This is a genomic window from Stenotrophomonas sp. P5_A9 (assembly GCF_056400525.1).
On the sequence record NZ_JBFULC010000026.1, the window covers coordinates 1 to 19287 of the forward strand.

Here is a 19287-nt window from a genome sequence, read left to right on the forward strand (position 1 = left end):
CAAAACGCCTGGCTTCTATCTGATTACCGCAAGCCGAGCCCCTTAGCGGCCGGTAGGGTCCTGGGCAAAATAAAGGAGGAGGCCGCAACGCGGCCGGGGGACATTTGCGCCAGGGGCCTACCGGCTGCTAAGGGGCCCTCACGCTCGCGACAGACCCGAGCGGAGACAACATCAGACCCAGATGGCCCCTGGACTACACAGTCACACACGTATCGCCGTGCGCCACTTGCGACTGCCCTTGCAACAAGACGCTCCCTTCAGATGGGAGAAGAACTTTCCAGTCTGCCGGTTGGAGCTATCCATCGGCCTGGCGCGCAGAGCCACGCCAGGCGCGGCTGCGCTCTGTTGCGACATGGTGCCGAGCTGCACGCGGCAACCACGCATGGCGTGGATCCACCCACCTGGGCAACCCTTCATTTCCTGCTGCCCTTGCCGCTACCTCCAAGGACCTCATGCCGCGCTGTTCGTGGCGCACAACCGACGGATCGATACGCATGCAGACGGGCACCAGCGACAGCACTTCCGATACCACCCTCCAGGCCCCGACCGGCGTGAGCCTGCCGCCGGTGGATGTGCTGCTCGACGATCATGGCGCTGGCGATGCGCCCGACGCCGACACCCCCGCACCCGGCGCGATCCGCTACCGGCTGCCGCTGGTGGCCGTGCCGGACAACGTGCTGTTGAAGGCCGCGGTGCAGAAGCTGGTCGAGCAGAAAGCCCAGCTCGACGTGCTGGCACGCAACCCGGCCCTGGCCGGCCTGCTGCCGGCCGACTGGCAGGGCAGCGGCGTGCGCGCGGTGGACCTGCAGGGCTTCGTGCTGTCGGTGCTGCCCTTCCTGCAGAACGCGGCCAAGGCCGAAACCGCACCGGCGCGCCTGCCGCTCAAGCACGTACTGGGCGATGCCGGGCGCTGGGACAGCGGCGACGTGGACGAGCCCAAGTCCCTGGCGTTCTTCCTGGCCAGCGACGACCGCGCCAGTGCCGGGGCCAAGGACCCGGCCGAAGCCTACCTGGTCGCCGCGCTGGGCCTGGCCTGGGCACACGAGGGGCGCACCCGCCCGGGTTTCCTGCGGCAGATGGGCTACGACAGCATGGCGGCGCGCGTGCACCTGCTGCCGTATCCCGAACCGGGCCAGCTGGCCCTGTATGGCGTGGTCGCCAACGGCGTCAGCCAGCTCTGGTGCGTGCTCGACCGGCGCAAGCTGCGGCCGCTGCTGGCGCCGTGGATCAGCGTGCCGGTGTTGACCGCCTACGGCGTGAGCGCGCCGGGCACGTGGCCGACGTCGTTCCCGCCGGTCGAAGAGGTGGCGCAGATGCTGGCCATCGCGCGTACCGGCAAGGGCCCGGTGGAAGTGGACCTGACCCGGGTCGCCGCCAAGGTCCAGCAGGACGCCTCGGCCGAAACGTGGATGCCGGTCAGCCTGCTTCAGGTGGGCACGTGGGCGCCGCGGTGGGGCTACTTCATGGCCACCTTCATCGGCCTGCCCTCGGCGCTGCTGGTGCTGGCCGCGCTGGCCCTGCCCAATGCGATCGAAGCGGCCGTGGTGGCCGCCTCGTTGGCGTTTGCCGGTGGCGCCATCGGCGCGTTGGCCGCGCCGTGGGTGCATGCCCGGCGCAAGCACCTGAGTTGACCCGCAACGCCCCAGCGGCGTCGCTTGCCCTCAGCCCTGGTCCATCTTCTGCAGGCCTTCCCCGGCCAGGCGCAGGATCAGCGTCTCCAGCATCTGTTCCTCCTCTTCGCTGAGCACGGACATCAGCTTGCGGGTGATCTCGATCACCAGCGGGGCGATGGTCTCGTACACCTCGAACCCGGCCGCCGACAGCGCCAGTACCGAGCGACGGCGGTCGTCGCCATGGGTTTCACGCTTGATGAAGCCACGCTCGAGCAGTCTGGCCACGGCCCGGCTCACGGCCACCTTGTCCATCGCCGTGCGGTCGGAAACCTCGCTGGCCGAGGAGCCCGGGTATAACGCCAGGATGGTGATGACCCGCCACTCCGGGATCGCCAGACCGTAACGGTCCCCATACAGCTTGGCGATATTGCCGCTGACCCGGTTGGACAGCACGCTCAGCCGGTAGGGCAGGAACTGCTCCAGGTCGAGCAGGGCGTGCGAGGCGCGGATGCTGTGGCTGCTGGGATCGGGCGGGCTCATGCTGCGGTGCACCTTGATGGTGGTTTCATGTGAAACTATAACCTACGTTCCGGACACCGCATTCTCGCGGGTCTGCCGCCCCACCGCACCTGGTTTTTTCCGATGCGGACTTGCTTTGGAGCCACATCATGAGCAGCCAACTGAGCACCGCGTCCCACGCACCCGACCCGGGCATGCAGGTCACCACCTTCGAAAACCCGATGGGCATCGACGGTTTCGAGTTCGTCGAGTTCGCCGCGCCGGCCGGCCGTGGCGCCGAACTGCACGCCTACTTCCGCAAGATGGGCTTCACCGCGGTACTGCGCCACAAGCAGCGCGCCATCACCGTATACCGCCAGGGCGACGTCAATTTCCTGGTCAATGAAGAACCCGATTCGTTCGCCTCGGACTTCGCTGACAAGCACGGCCCGTGCGCCTGCGGCTTTGCCATCCGCTTCAAGAAGCCGGGCGATGAGGTCTACCAGATGGCGCTGGGCAACGGTGCCGAAGCGATCGACTTCAAGCCGGAAACCCGCGCGGTGGCCGCGCCGATCATCAAGGGCATCGGCGACTGCATGCTGTACCTGGTGGACCGCTACGGCGCCAATGGCTGCATGTTCGACACCGACTACGCCCCGATCGAGGGCGTGGACCCGCGTCCCAAGGGCTTCGGGCTGACCTTCATCGACCACCTGACCCACAACCTGTACTTCGGCAACATGCAGCAGTGGTCGGACTACTACGAGCGCCTGTTCAACTTCCGCGAGATCCGCTACTTCGACATCAAGGGCCTCAAGACCGGCCTGGTGTCCAAGGCGATGACCGCCCCGGACGGCATCGTGCGCATTCCGCTCAACGAGTCCTCCGATCCGAAGAGCCAGATCAACGAGTACCTGGACGCCTACAAGGGCGAGGGCATCCAGCACATCGCCTGTTTCACCGAAAACATCTACGACACCGTGGAAGCGATGCGCGCCCAGGGCGTGGAGTTCCTCGACACCCCCGACACTTATTTCGACGTGATCGACATGCGCGTGCCCAACCACGGTGAAGACGTGGCGCGGTTGGCGAAGAACAAGATCCTGATCGATGCCGATCCGGAGACCCACCAGCGCAAGCTGCTGCAGATCTTCACCACCAACTGCATCGGCCCGATCTTCTTCGAGATCATCCAGCGCAAGGGCAATGAAGGCTTCGGCGAAGGCAACTTCACCGCGCTGTTCGAGAGCATCGAGCGCGACCAGATCAAGCGCGGCGTGCTGTAAAGCCGCTACGCTTGCAGGGCCACAGCCCGCTGCACGGCGGGCTGCGGTCGTTGGCGTCACCCCCCACTCGCCCCGGCGGAGCAGGACCATGAACAACCCGATGGACGCACACGGTTACCAGACCGGTTTCGGCAATGAGTTCGCCACCGAGGCGGTGCCCGGTGCGTTGCCGGTGGGCCGCAACTCGCCGCAGCGGGTGGCGCATGGGCTGTATGCCGAACAGCTCTCGGGCACCGCGTTCACCGCGCCGCGCGGCAGCAATCGGCGCAGCTGGCTGTACCGGATCCGTCCGGCGGTGACGCACGGTGAGTTCAGCGCGTATGCGCAGCCGCACCTGCACGGTGATTTCGCGCATGGCGCGGTGTCGCCCAACCAGCTGCGCTGGGACCCGCTGCCACTGCCGCCCACCCCCACCGATTTCATCGATGGCCTGTACACCATGGGTGGCAACGGCTCGCCCGATGCGCATCATGGCGTGGGCATCCACCTGTATGCGGCCAACGCCGACATGCAGGGCCGTTACTTCTACAACGCCGACGGCGAGCTGCTGATCGTGCCGCAGCTGGGGCGACTGCGCCTGCTCACCGAGCTGGGCGTGATCGAGATCGAACCGCAGCAGATCGCGGTGATCCCGCGTGGCGTGCGCTTCCGGGTCGAACTGCCCGATGGTCAGGCACGTGGCTACGTGTGCGAAAACTTCGGCGCGCTGTTGAAGCTGCCGGACCTGGGGCCGATCGGCTCCAACGGCCTGGCCAATCCGCGCGATTTCGAAACCCCGCAGGCCGCGTTCGAGAATATCGATGGCGCATTCGAACTGATCGCCAAATTCGGTGGGCAGTTGTGGCGTGCCGACATCGATCATTCGCCGCTGGACGTGGTCGCCTGGCACGGCAATTACGCGCCGTACCGCTACGACCTGCGTCGTTTCAACACCATCGGCTCGATCAGCCACGACCATCCGGACCCGTCGATCTTTCTGGTCCTGCATTCGCCCAGCGATACCGCCGGCACCAGCAACATGGACTTCGCCATCTTCCCGCCGCGCTGGCTGGTGGCGCAGGACACGTTCCGGCCGCCGTGGTTCCACCGCAACATCGCCAGCGAGTTCATGGGCCTCATCCACGGTGCTTACGACGCCAAGGCCGAGGGCTTCGTGCCCGGCGGCGCCTCGCTGCACAACTGCATGAGTGGCCACGGTCCGGATGCGGCCACCTTCGACAAGGCCTCGGCGGCTGACCTGAGCAAACCGGACGTGATCAAGGACACCATGGCCTTCATGTTCGAAACCCGTGGGGTGATCCGTCCCACCGCGCAGGCGATGGACGCCGCGCACCGGCAGCGCGGTTACCAGCAGTGCTGGAAGGGGTTGAAGGCGAACTTCACGGCGTGATTGCAACGCGGGCCGCCGAGGCGGCCGGCGCGAGTCACGTCGCGTGGCAGGGGCAGGGCAGGGCGGCGCTCAGCATGACGCCCTCGGCGACGCGGTGGACCAGACGGTGTACCCACCGTGGACACCGAGCAATCCCCTCCATGCAGTGCCTTTTCAACTGACCATTGCCTCAGGCTGTTGCAACAACGGTCTGCTGCACCTGCGCGGCATGCGCTTCCGGCAACACCTCCAGCACGCGCTGCCGCACCCGCTCGGCATACCCGGGCGAGGTCAGGCCCGGCAGCGCCGTCAGGGCGATGTGCAGCGAGGCGATGACGTCTTCGTCGCTGCGCGCGCGCTGCAACGCGTGCAACAGCGCGGCGGCCTGCGGGTGGCGCTGCATTTCAAGGATGCCCAGCAGGTAGATGCGCGCGGCCACCAGCGAGCGACGGCGTTCGGTGGGCGGGGGCGCAGCCGGTGAGGGTGCGGGCCCGGGCCCGGGCGCACTGGCCGGCGCCGCCAGCGGGGCCGGCTCTGCTGGCGCGGTGGACACCAGGTACCCGGCCTGGATCAGCTGGATCACCATGGCCGACGCCTCTGCGCCGATCATCGCGCTGAGCTGGGGCAGGTCGCGCTGGCCGTCGCACAGGATCAGCAGGCGGCGCTGGCGCATGTCCAGTGGCGCGCGGTGAGCCTGCAGGGCGGTGCGGGCGAGGTCGGTCTTGCGCGGTTGCATGGGCGTGGGGTCGATGCGGTGCAGGCCGAGCCTGAACGCGGCAGGTGAAACGGCGATGACAATCGCGTCACTGCATGCAACCGCTGCACGGGGATCGCGCTAGTCTGCCGGGCACTGACTGGAGGACATCACATGAAGCAGCTGGGAAGCGTTTTGGCACTGGGCATCGTGCTGGCATTGGCAGGCTGCGGGCGCAGCCCGGAAACCCCGTCGAAGGACGCCGAGGCGGCCGCGCCGGCACAGACCACGCCGGCTGTCGGCGCTGCGCCAGACAAGGGTGCGGCTGCCGGCCCCGACGCCGCGGCCGCCACCGGTCCGGCGCGGCTTGACGGCTACGGCGCGATCGCACTGGGCAGCACGCTGGAGCAGGTGCGCACCGCGTGGAAGGAACCCCTGCAGGGCGACGTTCCCGACGACTACTGCCACGCGCTGCGACCGCAAGGCGCGCAGGCTGACGATGTCGTCTTCATGATCGAAGGCAAGCGTCTGGTCCGCTACGACGTGCGCAACGACCGCATCGCCGCACCCGGCGGTGGCAAGGTCGGCATGTCGCTGGGCCAGCTGCAGACGCTTTATCCCGATCGGGGTGACGTCACCGCGCACAAGTACGACGAGAAGGGCCACAACCTGCGTGTGCGCCCGGCTACCGAGGGCGGCGCGCTGATCAACTTCGAGATCGGCGGCGACGGCAATGTCACCGCCTGGCGGGTCGGCCAGACCCCGCAGGTCGACTACGTAGAAGGCTGTTCGTAAGCCGGTGGCGGCGCGTGCCCGGAGCGGGCCGCGCCGCTGCACCCCCGCTTCGGCGGTTTCCTCACCCCCTGCGCGCACGCTGGCTCTAGAATCGGGCCATTGCTGCCTGGGGATGTGCCGATGATTGCTGCTACCGCGTGGTTCCTGCTGGGATTGCTGCTGCTCGCACTGGGCGGCGATTCGATCGTCAAGGCCGCCTCCGGCCTGGCCCAGCGCTTCGGCGCCTCGCCGTTCGTGGCCGGGCTGCTGCTGGTCGCCTTCGGTACCTCGCTCCCCGAGCTGGTGGTCAATGCCCGCGCGTTCGTGGTCGGGGCCGAAGAACTGGCACTGGGCAACGCGGTCGGCAGCAACATCGTCAACGTCGGGCTTACCCTCGGCCTCGCCGCGCTGGCCGCGCCCCTCCTGGTCCGCGCACGGCTGCTCTCGCCCCTGCTCATCCTGCTCGCCGTGGCCAGCCTGGCGCTGATCGTGTTCGGCCTGGACGGCGTGGTGACGCGCTGGGAGGGTGGCCTGCTGCTGCTTGGTTTCGTGGCCGTGCTGGTGTTCGTGCTGCGACGTGCGCGGCGGGAATCCGAACCGGTGCGCGAGGCCATCGCCGGCTATGCGATGACCCGCACCGGGCTTTTCCTCAATGTGCTGCGCCTGCTGTTTGCCGGCCTGTGCCTGTACTACGGCGCGCGTTGGATCGTGCAGGCCGCGCCGGTGTTCGGTGCCGGGCTGGGCTGGTCGCCGCTGCTGGTGGGCCTGCTGCCGGTAGCCATCGGCACCGCGCTGCCGGAAGTGGCGGCGGCGATCGCGGCCGCCCGCCGTGGCCAGGGCGACATGGTGCTGGGCCACGTGATTGGCTCGAGCCTGTTCAATCTGCTGGTGGTGGTGGGCGGCATGGCCGCGCTGCGGCCGCTGGCGGTGCCCGCGTCGTTCGTGAAGCTGGAGCTGCCGGCGGCGATCGCCTTCGTGCTGGTGCTGTACCCAATGCTGCGTGGCGACCTCACCGTCAGCCGCCGCGAAGGGGGCGTGCTGGTGGTGGCATTCCTGGCCTGGATCGGGTTGGAACTGGCGCTGGTCAGAGGCGGCTGAACGAGGCCGCGTCCCGTAGAGCCGACCGTTGGTCGGCTGCTCCGGTTGCGATGTGGGTGCAGCCGACCAACGGTCGGCTCTACGGGCGGGATTGGGGTGCAGCCGACCAACGGTCGGCTCTACGGGCGGGATTGGGGTGCAGCCGACCAACGGTCGGCTCTACGCGCGGGATTGGCGGCGGCCGACCAATGGTCGGTTCCACGCGGGTTCGGCCCGGTATCCGATCCCGGTCCGGAACCTATCCGTCTCCCTCATTACGGCGCCTGATCGCCTTCCGGTCGCGGCGGCGGCAACTGTTCTTCCTTGGCGGTTTCATGCCCCGGCAGGCTCGGGCGCTTTTCCATCATCAGCGACAGCGCCGCCTTGGCCATCATGTGTGCGCTGATCGGTGCGGTGATGAACAGGAATACGGTGATCAACAGCTCGCGCGGCTGCGGATCCTGACCCAGGAAGATGTGGTAACAGACCGAGCCCACCAGCACGCAGCCCACGCCCAGGGTGCTGGCCTTGGTCGGCGCGTGCAGGCGCTTGAAGAACGTCGACAGCTTCACCAGGCCCAGCGCGCCGACCAGGATGAAGAAGCAGCCGAACAGCAGCAGGATCGACAGCACGATCTGGATGAAGGTGATCATTCGACGATATCCCGGCGCAGCACGAACTTGCTCAGCACCACCGTACTGCCGAAGCCGAGCATGGCGATGATCAAGGCCGCCTCGAAATACACCGCCGAGTTGAGGTACATGCCGAACAGCATCAGCTCGGCAATGGCCGTCACCGACAGCGTGTCCAGCGCGAGGATGCGGTCGGGCACGGTCGGGCCGCGCAGCAGGCGCCAGGTGGCCAGCAGCATGGCCAGCCCGACCACGTGCATGCACACGGCCATCGTGGTCTGGATGAAGGTGTAACCGGTCATGGGAAGATCTCCATCAGCGGGGCCTCGTAACGGCGCTTGATCTGCGCGATCAGTTCGTCCGGGTCGTCCAGGTGCAGCACGTGCACCAGCAGGTAGCGGCGGTCGTCGGACAACGCCGCCGATACCGTGCCCGGGGTCAGCGTGATCATGCTGGTCAGCGCGGCGATGCCGTGGATGTTGGCGATGTCCAGCGGCAGCCAGATGAAGCCGGGGTGGATGCGACGCTCCGGGCCGAGTACCTGGATGGCCACGCGGATGTTGGATACCAGGATGTCCCACAGCGTCACGAACACCAGCTTGGGCACCGGCCGCAGCGAGCCGATGCGGGCGAACTCGCGGTCCAGGCGCGCGGCGAACAGGGGCACCACCAGGCCCAGCAGCATGCCCAGCACGAACTGGCCGACGGTGAAGCTGTCGGACATCAGCAGCCAGAACGCCACCACCATCACGCTCAGCGAAGGCGAGGGAATCACGCGTTTGTACAGCGAAGGCTTGTGCGTCATGGCTGGCGGATCTCCGGCGTGGTGGCGCGCAGCTCACCCACGTATTCCTTCGGCTGCAGCAGCTGCCTGGCCATCGCATCGGTGTGCTGCATCAGCGGGCCGGCGAACAGGCTCATGGCGATGCCGTAGCTGAGCAGCAGCGCGGCGGCGATGAGTTCGACGGTGCGGGTGGGCGCCTTGCGCGGTGGCGGCACACCTTCCTCCTGCACCGGCACGCGCCAGAACAGGCGGATGCCGCCACGGGTGAGACCCACGATCACCATCAGGCTGCTGCCCAGCACCGCGGTCCAGACCACGTCGGTGTACTGGGCCGGCATCCCGGCCAGCAGCGCGGCCTTGGCCAGGAAGCCGGACAGCGGCGGCAGCCCGGCTACCGCGACCGCGCCGATCAGGAACAGCACCGCCGGGGTCTGCTTGCCGGGCATCGGCGCGATGATTTCCTTTTTGTCGCTGGCACCGCCCCGACGGCGTCGGATCAGGTCGGCGATCAGGAACAGTGCGGCGGCCACGAAGGTACTGTGCGGCAGGTAATACAGCCCGGCCGACAGCACCTGCGGGGTACGCACGGCGAATGCGATGAACAGCGTCGCTGCCGACACCACCACCAGGTAGGAGATCATCACCCGCAGGCGCGCGGCCGCCAGGACACCCAGGCCGCCCAGCACCAGCGTGGCCACGCCGGCCCACAGCAGCCAGTCGCTGCCGTAGCCGGCCATCGGGCCGGCATCCTCGCCGAACCACAGCGTGCTGACCCGCAGCACCGCATACAGGCCGACCTTGGTCATGATCGCAAACAGCGCAGCCACCGCGGCCGGTGCGCGCGCATACGCCTCGGGCAGCCACAGGTACAACGGCATCAGCGCAGCCTTGCTGCAGAACACCAGCAGCAACAAACCCATGGTGGCCTTGACCAGCACCAGGTGCGAGGCCGGTACTTCGGCGATGCGCTGGGACAGTTCGGCCATGTTGAGCGACCCCAGCGAGGCATACAGCAGGCCGAGCGCGATCAGGAACAGGGTCGAGGCGGTAACGTTGAACACCACGTAATGCAGGCCGATGCGCATGCGCAGGCCGCGCCCGCCGCTGAGCAGCAGGCCGTAGGAGGCGATCAACATCACCTCGAAGAACACGAACAGGTTGAAGATGTCGCCGGTGAGGAAGGCACCGTTGAGGCCGACCAGCTGGAACTGGAACAGCGCGTGGAAATGCGGTGCGCGCCGATCCCAGCCCGAGCAGGCATGCAGCAGGCACGGAATGGCCAGCAGCAGCGTGGTCACCAGCATCCATGCCGACAGCCGGTCGGCCACCAGCGCGATACCCAGCCGTGCCGGCCAGTCGCCGAGCAGGTATACCGCGATGCTGCCATCGGCGGTCTGGAAGAACAGCAGTGCCACCGCCGCGGCCAGCGCAGTCAGCGTGGTCCAGGCCACCGCGCGCTGCACCCGGGGGCCATAGCGGCGGTGCTCGACGAACAACGAACAGGCCGCGCCGAACAGCGGAATCAGGATCGGCAGGATCACCGCATGGTTCATGCGCCGCCCTCCCGGCCGGGGGCGGTATCGGCGGGGGCGTCGTCGGCCTCTTCTTCGTGCGCGTCGACGTGGTCGCTGTGGTTGTCGCTGCGGCTGCGCATGGCCAGCACGATGCTGACGGCGGTCATCGCAAAGGCGATCACGATGGCGGTCAGCACCAGCGCCTGCGGCAGCGGATCGGTGTAGTTGCCCAGGTCGCTGTCGATGCCCTCACGCAGCACCGGCGCCTTGCCCGACACCAGGCGGCCACCGGCGAAGATCAGCAGGTTGGTGGCGTAGGACAGGAAGGTCATCCCGAGGATGACGTCGAAGGTGCGCGCACGCAGCAGCAGGTAGATGCCGATCGCACTCAATATGCCGATCGCGCTTGCCAGGGCCAGTTCCATCAGTGCATCTCCCCGGTTTCTGCTGAACGACGGTTGGGATCGATCTCGCCCTTGCGGGCGTTGCGGGTACGCGAGGGCTTGATCGTGCCCATCATCGACAGGATCAGCATCGCCCCGCCGAACACCACCAGGTACACGCCGGTATCGAACCCGATCGCGCTGGCCAGCGGCACCTCACCGATCAGCGGGATATGCAGGTCCAGGTGCCCACTGGTCAGGAACGGCACGCCGAACAGCATCGAGGCACTGCCGCTGACGATGGCGATCAGCAGGCCGGCACCGATGCAGCGGATGTAGTCGAAGCCGAACCGCGACTCCACCGAGGTGGTGCCTTGGATGACGTACTGGATCAGCAGCGGCACGGCCAGCACCAGGCCGGCGATGAAGCCGCCACCGGGCGCGTTGTGGCCGCGCAGGAACAGGAAGATCGAGACGGTGAGCGTGAGCGGGAACATGATCTGGGCCAGATCGGCCGGCACCGGCAGCTTGATCGGCGGGCCCGGCATGATCTGCTCCGGCGCCATGCGTGAGCGTCGCAGCATCGCGTGCACCACCAGCGCGGCAATGCCGAACACGGTGATTTCACCGAAGGTATCGAAGCCGCGGAAGTCGACCAGGATCACGTTGACTACGTTCTGCCCATAGGCTTCGGGCAGGGCGCGCGCGACCAGCTCGCCGGCCATGGTGTTGGGCGGCAGCGTCATCGCGGTGTAGGCCAGCGCGGCCAGGCCGCCACCGCCGATCACCGCGATCAGCGCATCACGGCGCTTGCGCCAGCGCGAATGTTCCGGCGCCGACTGGGTGGGCAGGTAGTTCATGCCCAGCAGCATCAGCACCAGGGTGACCATCTCCACCAGCAACTGGGTCAGGGCCAGGTCTGGGGCGGACAGGAACACGAAGGTCAGCGACACCATCAGCCCGACCCCGCCCATCACCAGCACCGCCAGCAGACGCTGCCGATAGACGAACAATGCGCTTACCGCGCAGGCCATCATCACCAGCCACAGCGTCCAGCCCAGCAGCGGCAGTGGCTGCGGCGAGGKCCAGTTGGGCGAGCCCGGATCGGCCACGAACGGGGCCAGCGCGACGATGATCGCCACCACCACCAGCGCCATCAGCATCCGCTGCAGGCTGCCGTTGGCCAGCGCCTGGGTCAGCCGGTGGGCGAAGCCGAACACCAGGTCCAGCTGCTTGTGGAACAGGTTGCGGCCGATCGCGCGGGTCACCACCGCGTGCAGGTCGATCAGGCGGCGCAGGCCGAAGTACAGCGCGATGCCGCCGATCACCCCGGCGATGCTCATCATCAGCGGCGTATTGAAGCCGTGCCACACCGACAGGCTGTAGGCCGGCATCGCCGGGCCCAGGATCGAGGAGGCGGCGGCGTGCAGCACCGGGGCGATGGTGATCGCCGGGGCCACGCCGACCGCCACGCACACCACCACCAGCACTTCCACCGGCACCTTCATCCAGCGCGGCGGCTCGTGCGGCACGCGGTCCAGGTCGTGCGGGCCATCACCGAAGAAGGTGTCGTGCACGAAGCGCAGGCTGTAGGCCACGCCGAACACGCCGGCCAGCAGCGCGGCGATCGACATTGCCATGCGCATCGTTTCCGGGCCACCGGCGGTGAGCGCTTCGGCGAACAGCATCTCCTTGGACAGGAAGCCGTTGAGCAACGGAATGCCGGCCATCGCCAGCGATGCGATGATCGCCAGCGTGCTGGTGAACGGCATCAACCGCCGCAGTCCGCCGAGCTTGCGCATGTCGCGGGTGCCGGTCTCGTGGTCGATGATGCCCGCGGCCATGAACAGCGAGGCCTTGAACGTGGCGTGGTTGAGGATGTGGAACACGCCGGCGACCACCGCCATCGGCGCCGACAGCCCGAACAGCATCGTGATCAGGCCCAGGTGGGAGATTGTCGAATAGGCCAGCAGGCCCTTCAGATCATGCTGGAAAATCGCGTTCCAGGCCCCGATCAGCAGGGTGATCGCCCCGATCCCGCTGACCGTGTAGAAGAACAGATCCGTGCCCGACAGTGCCGGATGCAGCCGGGCCAGCAGGAACACACCGGCTTTGACCATGGTCGCCGAGTGCAGGTAGGCCGACACCGGGGTAGGCGCGGCCATCGCCTGCGGCAGCCAGAAGTGGAACGGGAACTGCGCGCTCTTGGTGAAGATGCCGGCCAGCACCAGGAACAGCGCATACGGATACAGCGCGCTGGCGCGGATGGCATCGCCGGAAGCGAGCACCGCATCCAGTTCGAAACTGCCCACGATGCGGCCGATCAGCAGCACGCCACCGAGCAGGGCAAGCCCGCCGCCGCCGGTGACCACCAGCGCCATCCGCGCGCCCTCGCGGGCGTCCTGGCGGTGCGACCAGAAGCCGATCAGCAGGAACGAGCTGATGCTGGTCATTTCCCAGAACACCATCAACAGCAACAGGTTGCCTGACAGCACCATGCCGAGCATGGCGCCCATGAACAGCAGCAGGTAGCAGTAGAAGCGATGGGCGCTGTCGCGCGCGCTGAGGTAGTAGTGGGCGTACATCACCACCAGCGCGCCGATGGCCAGCACCATCCCGGCGAACATCCAGGCCAGCCCGTCCAGGCGCAGCGAGAAGGCCAGCCCGATCTGCGGCAGCCATTGGCCGAAACTGCGTACGACCCCGCCGGCAAGGATGTCGGGGGTCATCGTGGCCAGCAACGCCAGTCCGCCCAACGGGGCGGCCGCGGCCAACCAGGCGGCCGTGGAGCGGGAGGTGCGGCGGAATGAAGCGACCGCCACGGCCATGATGAACGGCAGGGCGAGCAGCAGGAGCAGGCTGGGATTCATGCAGGGAATACGGGATTCACGAGCAGGCCGTTTAGTCTAACAGGCAGTCAATTGCTGCCGATAGACCCGAATACGCCAGCAATTGCTTGTAACGTGCGTGATTCATTTTTTCAGCCCCTGTCGCGCGCCCATTCGAGAGTGCTGAACGCCRTATGGAAGTCCCATGGTGACTTTGCCGTATCTGGCCCGTCGCGCGGGTCAGGCGCCAGTAACGGCAGGGGCTGGCGGGCCACGCATGGGGCGAGGAACATGAACGGCTGCCTGCCTTCGAACGCCGCGCACGACGATGCTGGACGCCACCCCGTAGAGCGCCAGTGAGCATCCATTTCGTTCAGGAAAATCCGTCGGTGTTGCACGGCCGCGGAGTGCAGGCCGCTGGCCGGCAACCCGACCCTCCCCAAGCGCGGGACTAGTACCGAATGCCCAGCCGCCGATATGCCTTGGCCAGCACCCACGCCGGCCCGATCAGCAGATAGGTCAGATCGGTCAGGAAGCTGGGCTTGCGGCCCTCGTACTTGTGGCCGACGAACTGCGCCACCCAGGCCACCACGAACACCCCGACCGCCGTCCACAGCAGGTTATGCAGGCCGATCTCGGCCTCCAGCAGTCGGCACAGGCAGCCGAACACGAACAGCATCCCCAGCATGCCGATGCCCAGCGGGCGCGACAGCCGGTTGTAGAAACACCATGCGGCGAACATCGCAAACCCTGCCCAGATCCCGTTCTGGAACCAGGTGATCAGCGGCGGCAGGCACCACAGCAGGGCCACGACCGACCACAGGATCGCCGGCACGGCCACCACGTGAATGCGCTGGTTCAGCACATTGCGGTGGTCGTCGGAATAGCTGGCGAAGTAGCGGTCGATCGGGCGTGCGACGGTGGTGGTGGTGGCCATGTTCCCTCCCAGGATCAGCAGAGCATAGCGCTGTGGGGGCCGGCCGGCCGGGGATTGGCGATTCCGTCGGCGTCGGGCATCTAAAACCGCGTCCCCGGCGCGGGGCCGGGGACGCAGTGGGGGTCAGTCGACCGAGATACCCGCCAGCCGCTGCAGCGCCTCGGCGTACTTGGCGCGGGTGCGCTCGATGATCTCAGCCGGAATGCTCGGGCCCGGGGCGGTCTTGCCCCAGTCCAGCGTCTCCAGGTAGTCGCGGACGAACTGCTTGTCGTAGCTCGGCGGGCTGGTGCCCACCTCGTACTCGTCGGCCGGCCAGTAGCGCGAGGAATCGGGGGTCAGCATCTCGTCCATGATGTACAGGCGGCCGTCTTCATCGGTGCCGAACTCGAACTTGGTGTCGGCCAGGAGGATGCCGCGCTCGCGCGCGTAATCGGCGGCGAACTTGTAGATGCGCAGGGTGGCATCGCGTACGCGCTCGGCCAGGTCCGCACCGACCGTCTTGACCATCGCATCGAAATCGATGTTCTCGTCATGGTCGCCGACGGCGGCCTTGGTCGACGGGGTGAAGATCGGCTCGGGCAGCTGCTCGGCCTGGCGCAGGCCATCGGGCAGCTCGATGCCGCTGATCTTGCCGGTGCGCTGGTAGTCCTTCCAGCCGCTGCCGATCAGGTAACCGCGGGCAATCGCCTCCACCGGCACCGGCTTGAGCTTGCGGGTGACCACCGCGCGCTTGGCGTACAGCGCCGCATCGACGCCGTCGGGCAGCACGCTGGCCACGTCGATGCCGGTCAGGTGGTTGGGCATCAGGTGCGCGGTCTTGGCGAACCAGAAATTGGAGACCTGGCAGAGCATTTCGCCCTTGCCCGGAATCGGATCGGGCAGCACCACGTCGAAGGCCGACAGACGGTCGGTCGCGACCATCAGCAGGTAGTCCCCCGGCGGCGTGCCGGCGGGGAGCCGGTCGCGCGGAATGTCAAAAACATCACGCACCTTGCCGCGATGGCGCAAGGGCAGGCCGGGGAGATCGGATTGCAACAACGTGGTCGGCACGGGCACTCCTGGGGCTTGTCATGACAGCCGTCCAAGGGACCCTGAGGGCCCGCACAGACAGCGGGCGGCCTAGTGTAAAGCCGGTTGGGCCCGCTGTGACGTAAAATGAGGCTCCTTTGTTGCCACGGCCGCCCAGACCCTCATGCGCTGGTACGGAAAACTGCTCGGATTCATCGCCGGGGCCCTGCTGTTCAGGCCCAATCCGCTGTTTGGTGCCGTAGTGGGCCTGCTGATCGGGCATGCCTTCGACGCCGACTGGTTCCGCCTGAACAAGGAAAACCCCTACCGCGAGCTGGGGCTGACCTCCGAGGCCACCGACGCCGAGGTCGACCTGGCCTACCGCCGGCTGATCTCCCAGTACCACCCCGACAAGGTCGTCGGCGCCGCCCCGGAGCTGCGCCAGCAGGCCGAGCGCAAGTCACGGCTGCTCAACGCCGCCTACGACCGCATCAAGACCCTGCGCAAGCGCTGAGCGCGCGCGGCCCCATTCCACGTACCGAAGGCCCCGGCCATGTCCAACTGCATCATCGCTCCCTCCATCCTGTCCGCGAACTTCGCCCGCCTCGGCGAGGAAGTGGACAACGTGCTCGCCGCCGGTGCGGACTGGGTGCATTTCGATGTGATGGACAACCACTACGTGCCCAACCTGACCATCGGCCCGATGGTCTGCCAGGCGCTGCGCAAGCACGGCATCACCGCACCGATCGACGTGCACCTGATGGTCGAGCCGGTGGACCGCATCATCCCGGACTTCGCCGAGGCCGGCGCCACCTACATCAGCTTCCACCCGGAGGCCAGCCGCCACGTGCACCGCACCATCCAGCTGATCCGCTCGCTGGGCTGCAAGCCGGGCGTGGTGCTCAACCCGGCCACCCCGGTGGACATCCTGGACTGGGTGCTGGACGACCTGGACCTGGTGCTGATCATGTCGGTCAACCCGGGCTTCGGCGGCCAGGCGTTCATTCCCTCGGCGCTCGACAAGCTGCGTGCAGTGCGCAAGAAGATCGATGCCAGCGGCAGGGACATCCGACTGGAGATCGACGGGGGCGTGAAGGCCGACAACATCGGCGCGATCGCCGCTGCCGGTGCCGACGCGTTCGTGGCTGGCTCGGCGATCTTCAACGCGCCGATCAGCTACCAGGACGTGATCGCGCAGATGCGCCACAACGTCGCCAAGGCGAGGGCCTGAGCCATGCCGGTGGCTGCCGTGAACATCCGCGTGGCCACCGCTGACGATGCGGCGCTGATCCTGCGCTTCATCCGCGAACTGGCCCTCTACGAGAAGGCCGAGTCCTCGGTGCAGACCGACGAGGACGGCATCCGCGCCAGCCTGTTCGGGCCCGATGCCAAGGCACATGCCCTGATCTGCGAGGCCGACGGCAACGCCATCGGCTATGCGGTGTACTTCTACAATTACTCCACCTGGCTGGGCCGCAACGGCATCTACCTGGAAGACCTGTACGTCAGCCCGGACTGCCGCGGCAGCGGCGCCGGCAAGGCGCTGCTGCAGCACATCGCGCGCATCGCCGTGGCGCAGAACTGCGGGCGCTTCGAGTGGTCGGTGCTGGACTGGAACGAACCGGCCATCACGTTCTACCAGGCCGCAGGTGCAAAGCCGCAAAGCGAGTGGACCGTGTACCGGATGGAAGGCGAGGCGCTGCGGACCTTCGCCGAAGGCTGAGCACCTGTAGAGCCGACCGTTGGTCGGCTGCGCTCATCGCGGGTCGAAAAAAAGGCCGCACCCTCACGGAATGCGGCCCTGGGAATACTCGGAGGCTGATCCTGCCTCCATCCATCGTCCCTGCTATGGACTTCCATTCTCCGGGCGTCCGGTGACCGTTTGATGACGTTCACCGGGCACCACGGTAGCCGCTGCTAGCCTGCGCTTCCCCACTGCCCTGGTCGTGCTGCATGCGTAATCCCCACTGGCGTCTGATCCTCAACGGCAAGGCCACCGGCAACGTGGACCTGCGCGAGGCCGTGCACGCCCTGCGCGAGCGCGGCGTGGTGCTGGAGGTGCGGGTCACCTGGGAGGACGGCGATGCCGAGCGCTATGTCGCCGAGGCCATCGAGCATGGCGTGGACACCATCATTGCCGCCGGCGGCGATGGCACCCTGAGCGAAGTGGCCGAGACCCTGGCCCATCGCCCCGAGTCGGCCGACGCGCTGCCGTCGCTGGGCCTGGTGCCGCTGGGCACCGCCAATGACTTCGCCACGGCCGCCGGCATCCCGGCTGACCCGTTGGAGGCGCTGACCCTGATCGAACAGGCGCTGGCACGCCCGATCGACCTGCTCAACATCGACGCCGACGGCGAGCGCTGGTGGTGCGCCAACGTGGCCAGCGGCGGCTTCGGAACCGAGGTCACCGTGGAGACCGATGAAGGCCTGAAGAAGGTGCTTGGCGGGCTGGCCTACCTGGTGACCGGCATCTCGCGGCTGGGCCGGATCGACCCGATCCGGGCGCGACTGCGCACCCCGGATTTCGACTGGGAAGGCGGCTTCATCGCGCTGGGCATCGGCAACGGCCGTCAGGCCGGCGGTGGACAGGTGCTGTGCCCGGACGCGGTGGTCGACGATGGCCTGCTGGATGTCACGGTCATCCCCGAACTCAGCGGCGAAGTCGCCTCGACCTTCGCCGCGCTGATCAAGGGCGGCAAGCAGGGGGCGCTGGAACAGGTGGCCGAGCGCACGCGTGCGCCGTGGGTGGAGATCGAGGCGGCTGAGCCGATCACCCTGAATCTGGATGGCGAGCCGGTGCAGGCAACGCACTTCCGGATTGAATGCGTGGCGTCACGGGTGCGGATGCATCTGCATCCGGGGAGCCATCTGCTGGGTGGGTGAGTTGTGGGCGGGTGCTCTGCGCGTGCCGGATCACAGCAGTGGAATGTCTTCCTCCTTGCTGGGGAACTTGAAGGCTTCACGCTTCTTTCGGATGTGCTCGGGCATCGGCGGTCGCGGGATGTTGCGAGCGATCAACCATTGCTGGCATTTCTTCTGCCAGGGCAGCAGGTCGGGCGTGGTGATCTCCCAGTAGATGTCTTCGACCATCATCTGGCGGGGCGGAATGTCTGACCCAGGCGGAGAATGCGTCGAAATCGCAGGGTCGGCACCGTGCTCGAGCAGCCAATAGGCAGAATCGAAGCCGCCTCGGCCCGTGTACCAGCTAAGCACGGTGTCACCGCCCCTGGAGAGGTTCGACTCGTTGATCTTCGCGCCATGCTGCACCAGTGTCTGGATGTTCTTCCACTGGTTTCCACTCAGGAACGCTTGCAGCATCAAGGTTTCATTCGCGGAATTTCGTGTATTGGGATCTCCGCCATGTTTCAGGAGTACTTCCAGGAATCGCGGATCATCCATCTTCGCCGCATAGACCATCGCATTGTTGAAGTGGATCTCCCGGCCGTTCATCTGCTTCACTTCGCGGGCATTCGGATCGGCTCCATTGTCCAAAAGAGCGCGCAAACCATCCAGACTGCCGGTGCGTAGTGGCCACGCCACCAGTGGAATCCCGTCGCGCCGGGCGAAGGTCGTGTTGGGATTTACCCCTTCATCTTTGATCAACCGGCGGACGGCGTCCGCGTCGCCTCGCTCAGCCGCTATGGCTAGCTGCAACGCCTTTCCTTCAAAGTAGTCGCCGGCGCCATGTGAAGACGAAGCGGCGCATCCATTGATCAAGAAAAGCGTGACCCACGCAGCGCCTAATATCGCCTTTGTCATGGTGTTGTGAAGACTTGCGCGCATGATCATCCTGACGTTTAGCCACTAAAGGGGTGACATTAGCAAAGTGTTTTGCTATTCCATAAACAGCGCGTCTCGGGGGCGCGCGCCTTCACCGTGCAATGGAGCTT

At 66.9% G+C, this 19287-nt stretch carries 20 protein-coding genes; 9 read left to right on the forward strand and 11 right to left on the reverse strand.

Features of this window, described 5'->3' with window-relative positions; translation table 11 throughout:
* The first annotated feature begins 494 nt into the window (after nucleotides 1-494).
* A complete protein-coding gene (locus AC1DR7_RS09980) occupies nucleotides 495-1631 on the forward strand; it encodes a hypothetical protein (protein WP_457318133.1) in 1137 nt (378 codons plus the stop codon).
* A gap of 30 nt (nucleotides 1632-1661) precedes the next feature.
* Here AC1DR7_RS09980 and AC1DR7_RS09985 read toward each other — a convergent pair whose 3' ends face one another.
* Nucleotides 1662-2153 (reverse strand): MarR family winged helix-turn-helix transcriptional regulator, encoded by a 492-nt coding sequence (locus AC1DR7_RS09985; protein WP_259208875.1) that lies wholly within the window; start codon nucleotides 2151-2153, stop codon nucleotides 1662-1664.
* 173 nt (nucleotides 2154-2326) lie between these two features.
* Between AC1DR7_RS09985 and hppD the strand changes: the two genes are divergently transcribed.
* Both hppD and hmgA read left to right on the forward strand, forming a co-directional pair.
* Nucleotides 2327-3397, forward strand: a complete 1071-nt coding sequence (gene hppD / locus AC1DR7_RS09990) for a 4-hydroxyphenylpyruvate dioxygenase (protein WP_457318149.1) — start codon at nucleotides 2327-2329, stop codon at nucleotides 3395-3397.
* Between the two features lie 88 nt (nucleotides 3398-3485).
* Nucleotides 3486-4787, forward strand: a complete 1302-nt coding sequence (hmgA, locus tag AC1DR7_RS09995; RefSeq protein ID WP_457318134.1) for a homogentisate 1,2-dioxygenase — start codon at nucleotides 3486-3488, stop codon at nucleotides 4785-4787.
* Nucleotides 4788-4956: 169 nt separating this feature from the next.
* Here the strand turns inward: hmgA and AC1DR7_RS10000 are convergent, their stop codons facing one another.
* Complete coding sequence (locus AC1DR7_RS10000) at nucleotides 4957-5502, reverse strand: hypothetical protein (RefSeq protein WP_457318135.1); 546 nt, start codon at nucleotides 5500-5502, stop codon at nucleotides 4957-4959.
* 132 nt (nucleotides 5503-5634) lie between these two features.
* Between AC1DR7_RS10000 and AC1DR7_RS10005 the strand changes: the two genes are divergently transcribed.
* Nucleotides 5635-6255 (forward strand): hypothetical protein, encoded by a 621-nt coding sequence (locus AC1DR7_RS10005; RefSeq protein ID WP_457318136.1) that lies wholly within the window; start codon nucleotides 5635-5637, stop codon nucleotides 6253-6255.
* 120 nt (nucleotides 6256-6375) lie between these two features.
* The gene (locus AC1DR7_RS10010) at nucleotides 6376-7332 is read left to right on the forward strand and encodes a sodium:calcium antiporter (protein WP_457318137.1); all 957 of its coding nucleotides are present in this window, start codon (nucleotides 6376-6378) and stop codon (nucleotides 7330-7332) included.
* Nucleotides 7333-7586: 254 nt separating this feature from the next.
* Here AC1DR7_RS10010 and AC1DR7_RS10015 read toward each other — a convergent pair whose 3' ends face one another.
* The 8 genes from AC1DR7_RS10015 to AC1DR7_RS10050 form a co-directional block, all read right to left on the reverse strand.
* Entirely contained in the window at nucleotides 7587-7964 is a 378-nt protein-coding gene (locus AC1DR7_RS10015; RefSeq protein WP_256776541.1) for a Na+/H+ antiporter subunit G, read from the reverse strand.
* Nucleotides 7961-8245, reverse strand: a complete 285-nt coding sequence (locus tag AC1DR7_RS10020) for a K+/H+ antiporter subunit F (protein WP_256776542.1) — start codon at nucleotides 8243-8245, stop codon at nucleotides 7961-7963. The genes AC1DR7_RS10015 and AC1DR7_RS10020 overlap by 4 nt, the downstream gene beginning before the upstream one ends.
* The gene (locus AC1DR7_RS10025; protein WP_256776543.1) at nucleotides 8242-8748 is read right to left on the reverse strand and encodes a Na+/H+ antiporter subunit E; all 507 of its coding nucleotides are present in this window, start codon (nucleotides 8746-8748) and stop codon (nucleotides 8242-8244) included. Before AC1DR7_RS10025 ends, AC1DR7_RS10020 begins: the two co-directional genes overlap by 4 nt.
* A complete protein-coding gene (locus AC1DR7_RS10030) occupies nucleotides 8745-10280 on the reverse strand; it encodes a monovalent cation/H+ antiporter subunit D (RefSeq protein WP_457319232.1) in 1536 nt (511 codons plus the stop codon). The genes AC1DR7_RS10025 and AC1DR7_RS10030 overlap by 4 nt, the downstream gene beginning before the upstream one ends.
* The gene (locus tag AC1DR7_RS10035; RefSeq protein ID WP_256777751.1) at nucleotides 10277-10666 is read right to left on the reverse strand and encodes a Na+/H+ antiporter subunit C; all 390 of its coding nucleotides are present in this window, start codon (nucleotides 10664-10666) and stop codon (nucleotides 10277-10279) included. The genes AC1DR7_RS10030 and AC1DR7_RS10035 overlap by 4 nt, the downstream gene beginning before the upstream one ends.
* Entirely contained in the window at nucleotides 10666-13494 is a 2829-nt protein-coding gene (locus AC1DR7_RS10040; RefSeq protein ID WP_478076471.1) for a monovalent cation/H+ antiporter subunit A, read from the reverse strand. Before AC1DR7_RS10040 ends, AC1DR7_RS10035 begins: the two co-directional genes overlap by 1 nt.
* A gap of 409 nt (nucleotides 13495-13903) precedes the next feature.
* Entirely contained in the window at nucleotides 13904-14389 is a 486-nt protein-coding gene (locus tag AC1DR7_RS10045; protein ID WP_312235910.1) for an Mpo1 family 2-hydroxy fatty acid dioxygenase, read from the reverse strand.
* Nucleotides 14390-14512: 123 nt separating this feature from the next.
* Nucleotides 14513-15439: a phosphoribosylaminoimidazolesuccinocarboxamide synthase gene (locus tag AC1DR7_RS10050; protein ID WP_457319230.1), complete on the reverse strand. Its 927-nt coding sequence runs from the start codon at nucleotides 15437-15439 to the stop codon at nucleotides 14513-14515.
* A gap of 142 nt (nucleotides 15440-15581) precedes the next feature.
* Here AC1DR7_RS10050 and AC1DR7_RS10055 point away from each other — a divergent pair, with 142 nt between their 5' ends.
* The 4 genes from AC1DR7_RS10055 to yegS all read left to right on the forward strand — a co-directional run bounded on the left by AC1DR7_RS10055 (nucleotide 15582) and on the right by yegS (nucleotide 18280).
* Nucleotides 15582-15911, forward strand: a complete 330-nt coding sequence (locus AC1DR7_RS10055; protein ID WP_256776550.1) for a J domain-containing protein — start codon at nucleotides 15582-15584, stop codon at nucleotides 15909-15911.
* Nucleotides 15912-15950: 39 nt separating this feature from the next.
* Nucleotides 15951-16628, forward strand: a complete 678-nt coding sequence (gene rpe / locus AC1DR7_RS10060) for a ribulose-phosphate 3-epimerase (protein ID WP_256776551.1) — start codon at nucleotides 15951-15953, stop codon at nucleotides 16626-16628.
* A 9-nt stretch (nucleotides 16629-16637) separates the two neighbouring features.
* The gene (locus AC1DR7_RS10065) at nucleotides 16638-17120 is read left to right on the forward strand and encodes a GNAT family N-acetyltransferase (protein ID WP_457319233.1); all 483 of its coding nucleotides are present in this window, start codon (nucleotides 16638-16640) and stop codon (nucleotides 17118-17120) included.
* 230 nt (nucleotides 17121-17350) lie between these two features.
* A complete protein-coding gene (gene yegS, locus AC1DR7_RS10070) occupies nucleotides 17351-18280 on the forward strand; it encodes a lipid kinase YegS (RefSeq protein WP_478051160.1) in 930 nt (309 codons plus the stop codon).
* A gap of 30 nt (nucleotides 18281-18310) precedes the next feature.
* Here the strand turns inward: yegS and AC1DR7_RS10075 are convergent, their stop codons facing one another.
* On the reverse strand, nucleotides 18311-19180 hold the full coding sequence (locus AC1DR7_RS10075; protein WP_478052785.1) for an ankyrin repeat domain-containing protein: 870 nt from the start codon (nucleotides 19178-19180) through the stop codon (nucleotides 18311-18313).
* Nucleotides 19181-19287 lie beyond the last annotated feature (107 nt).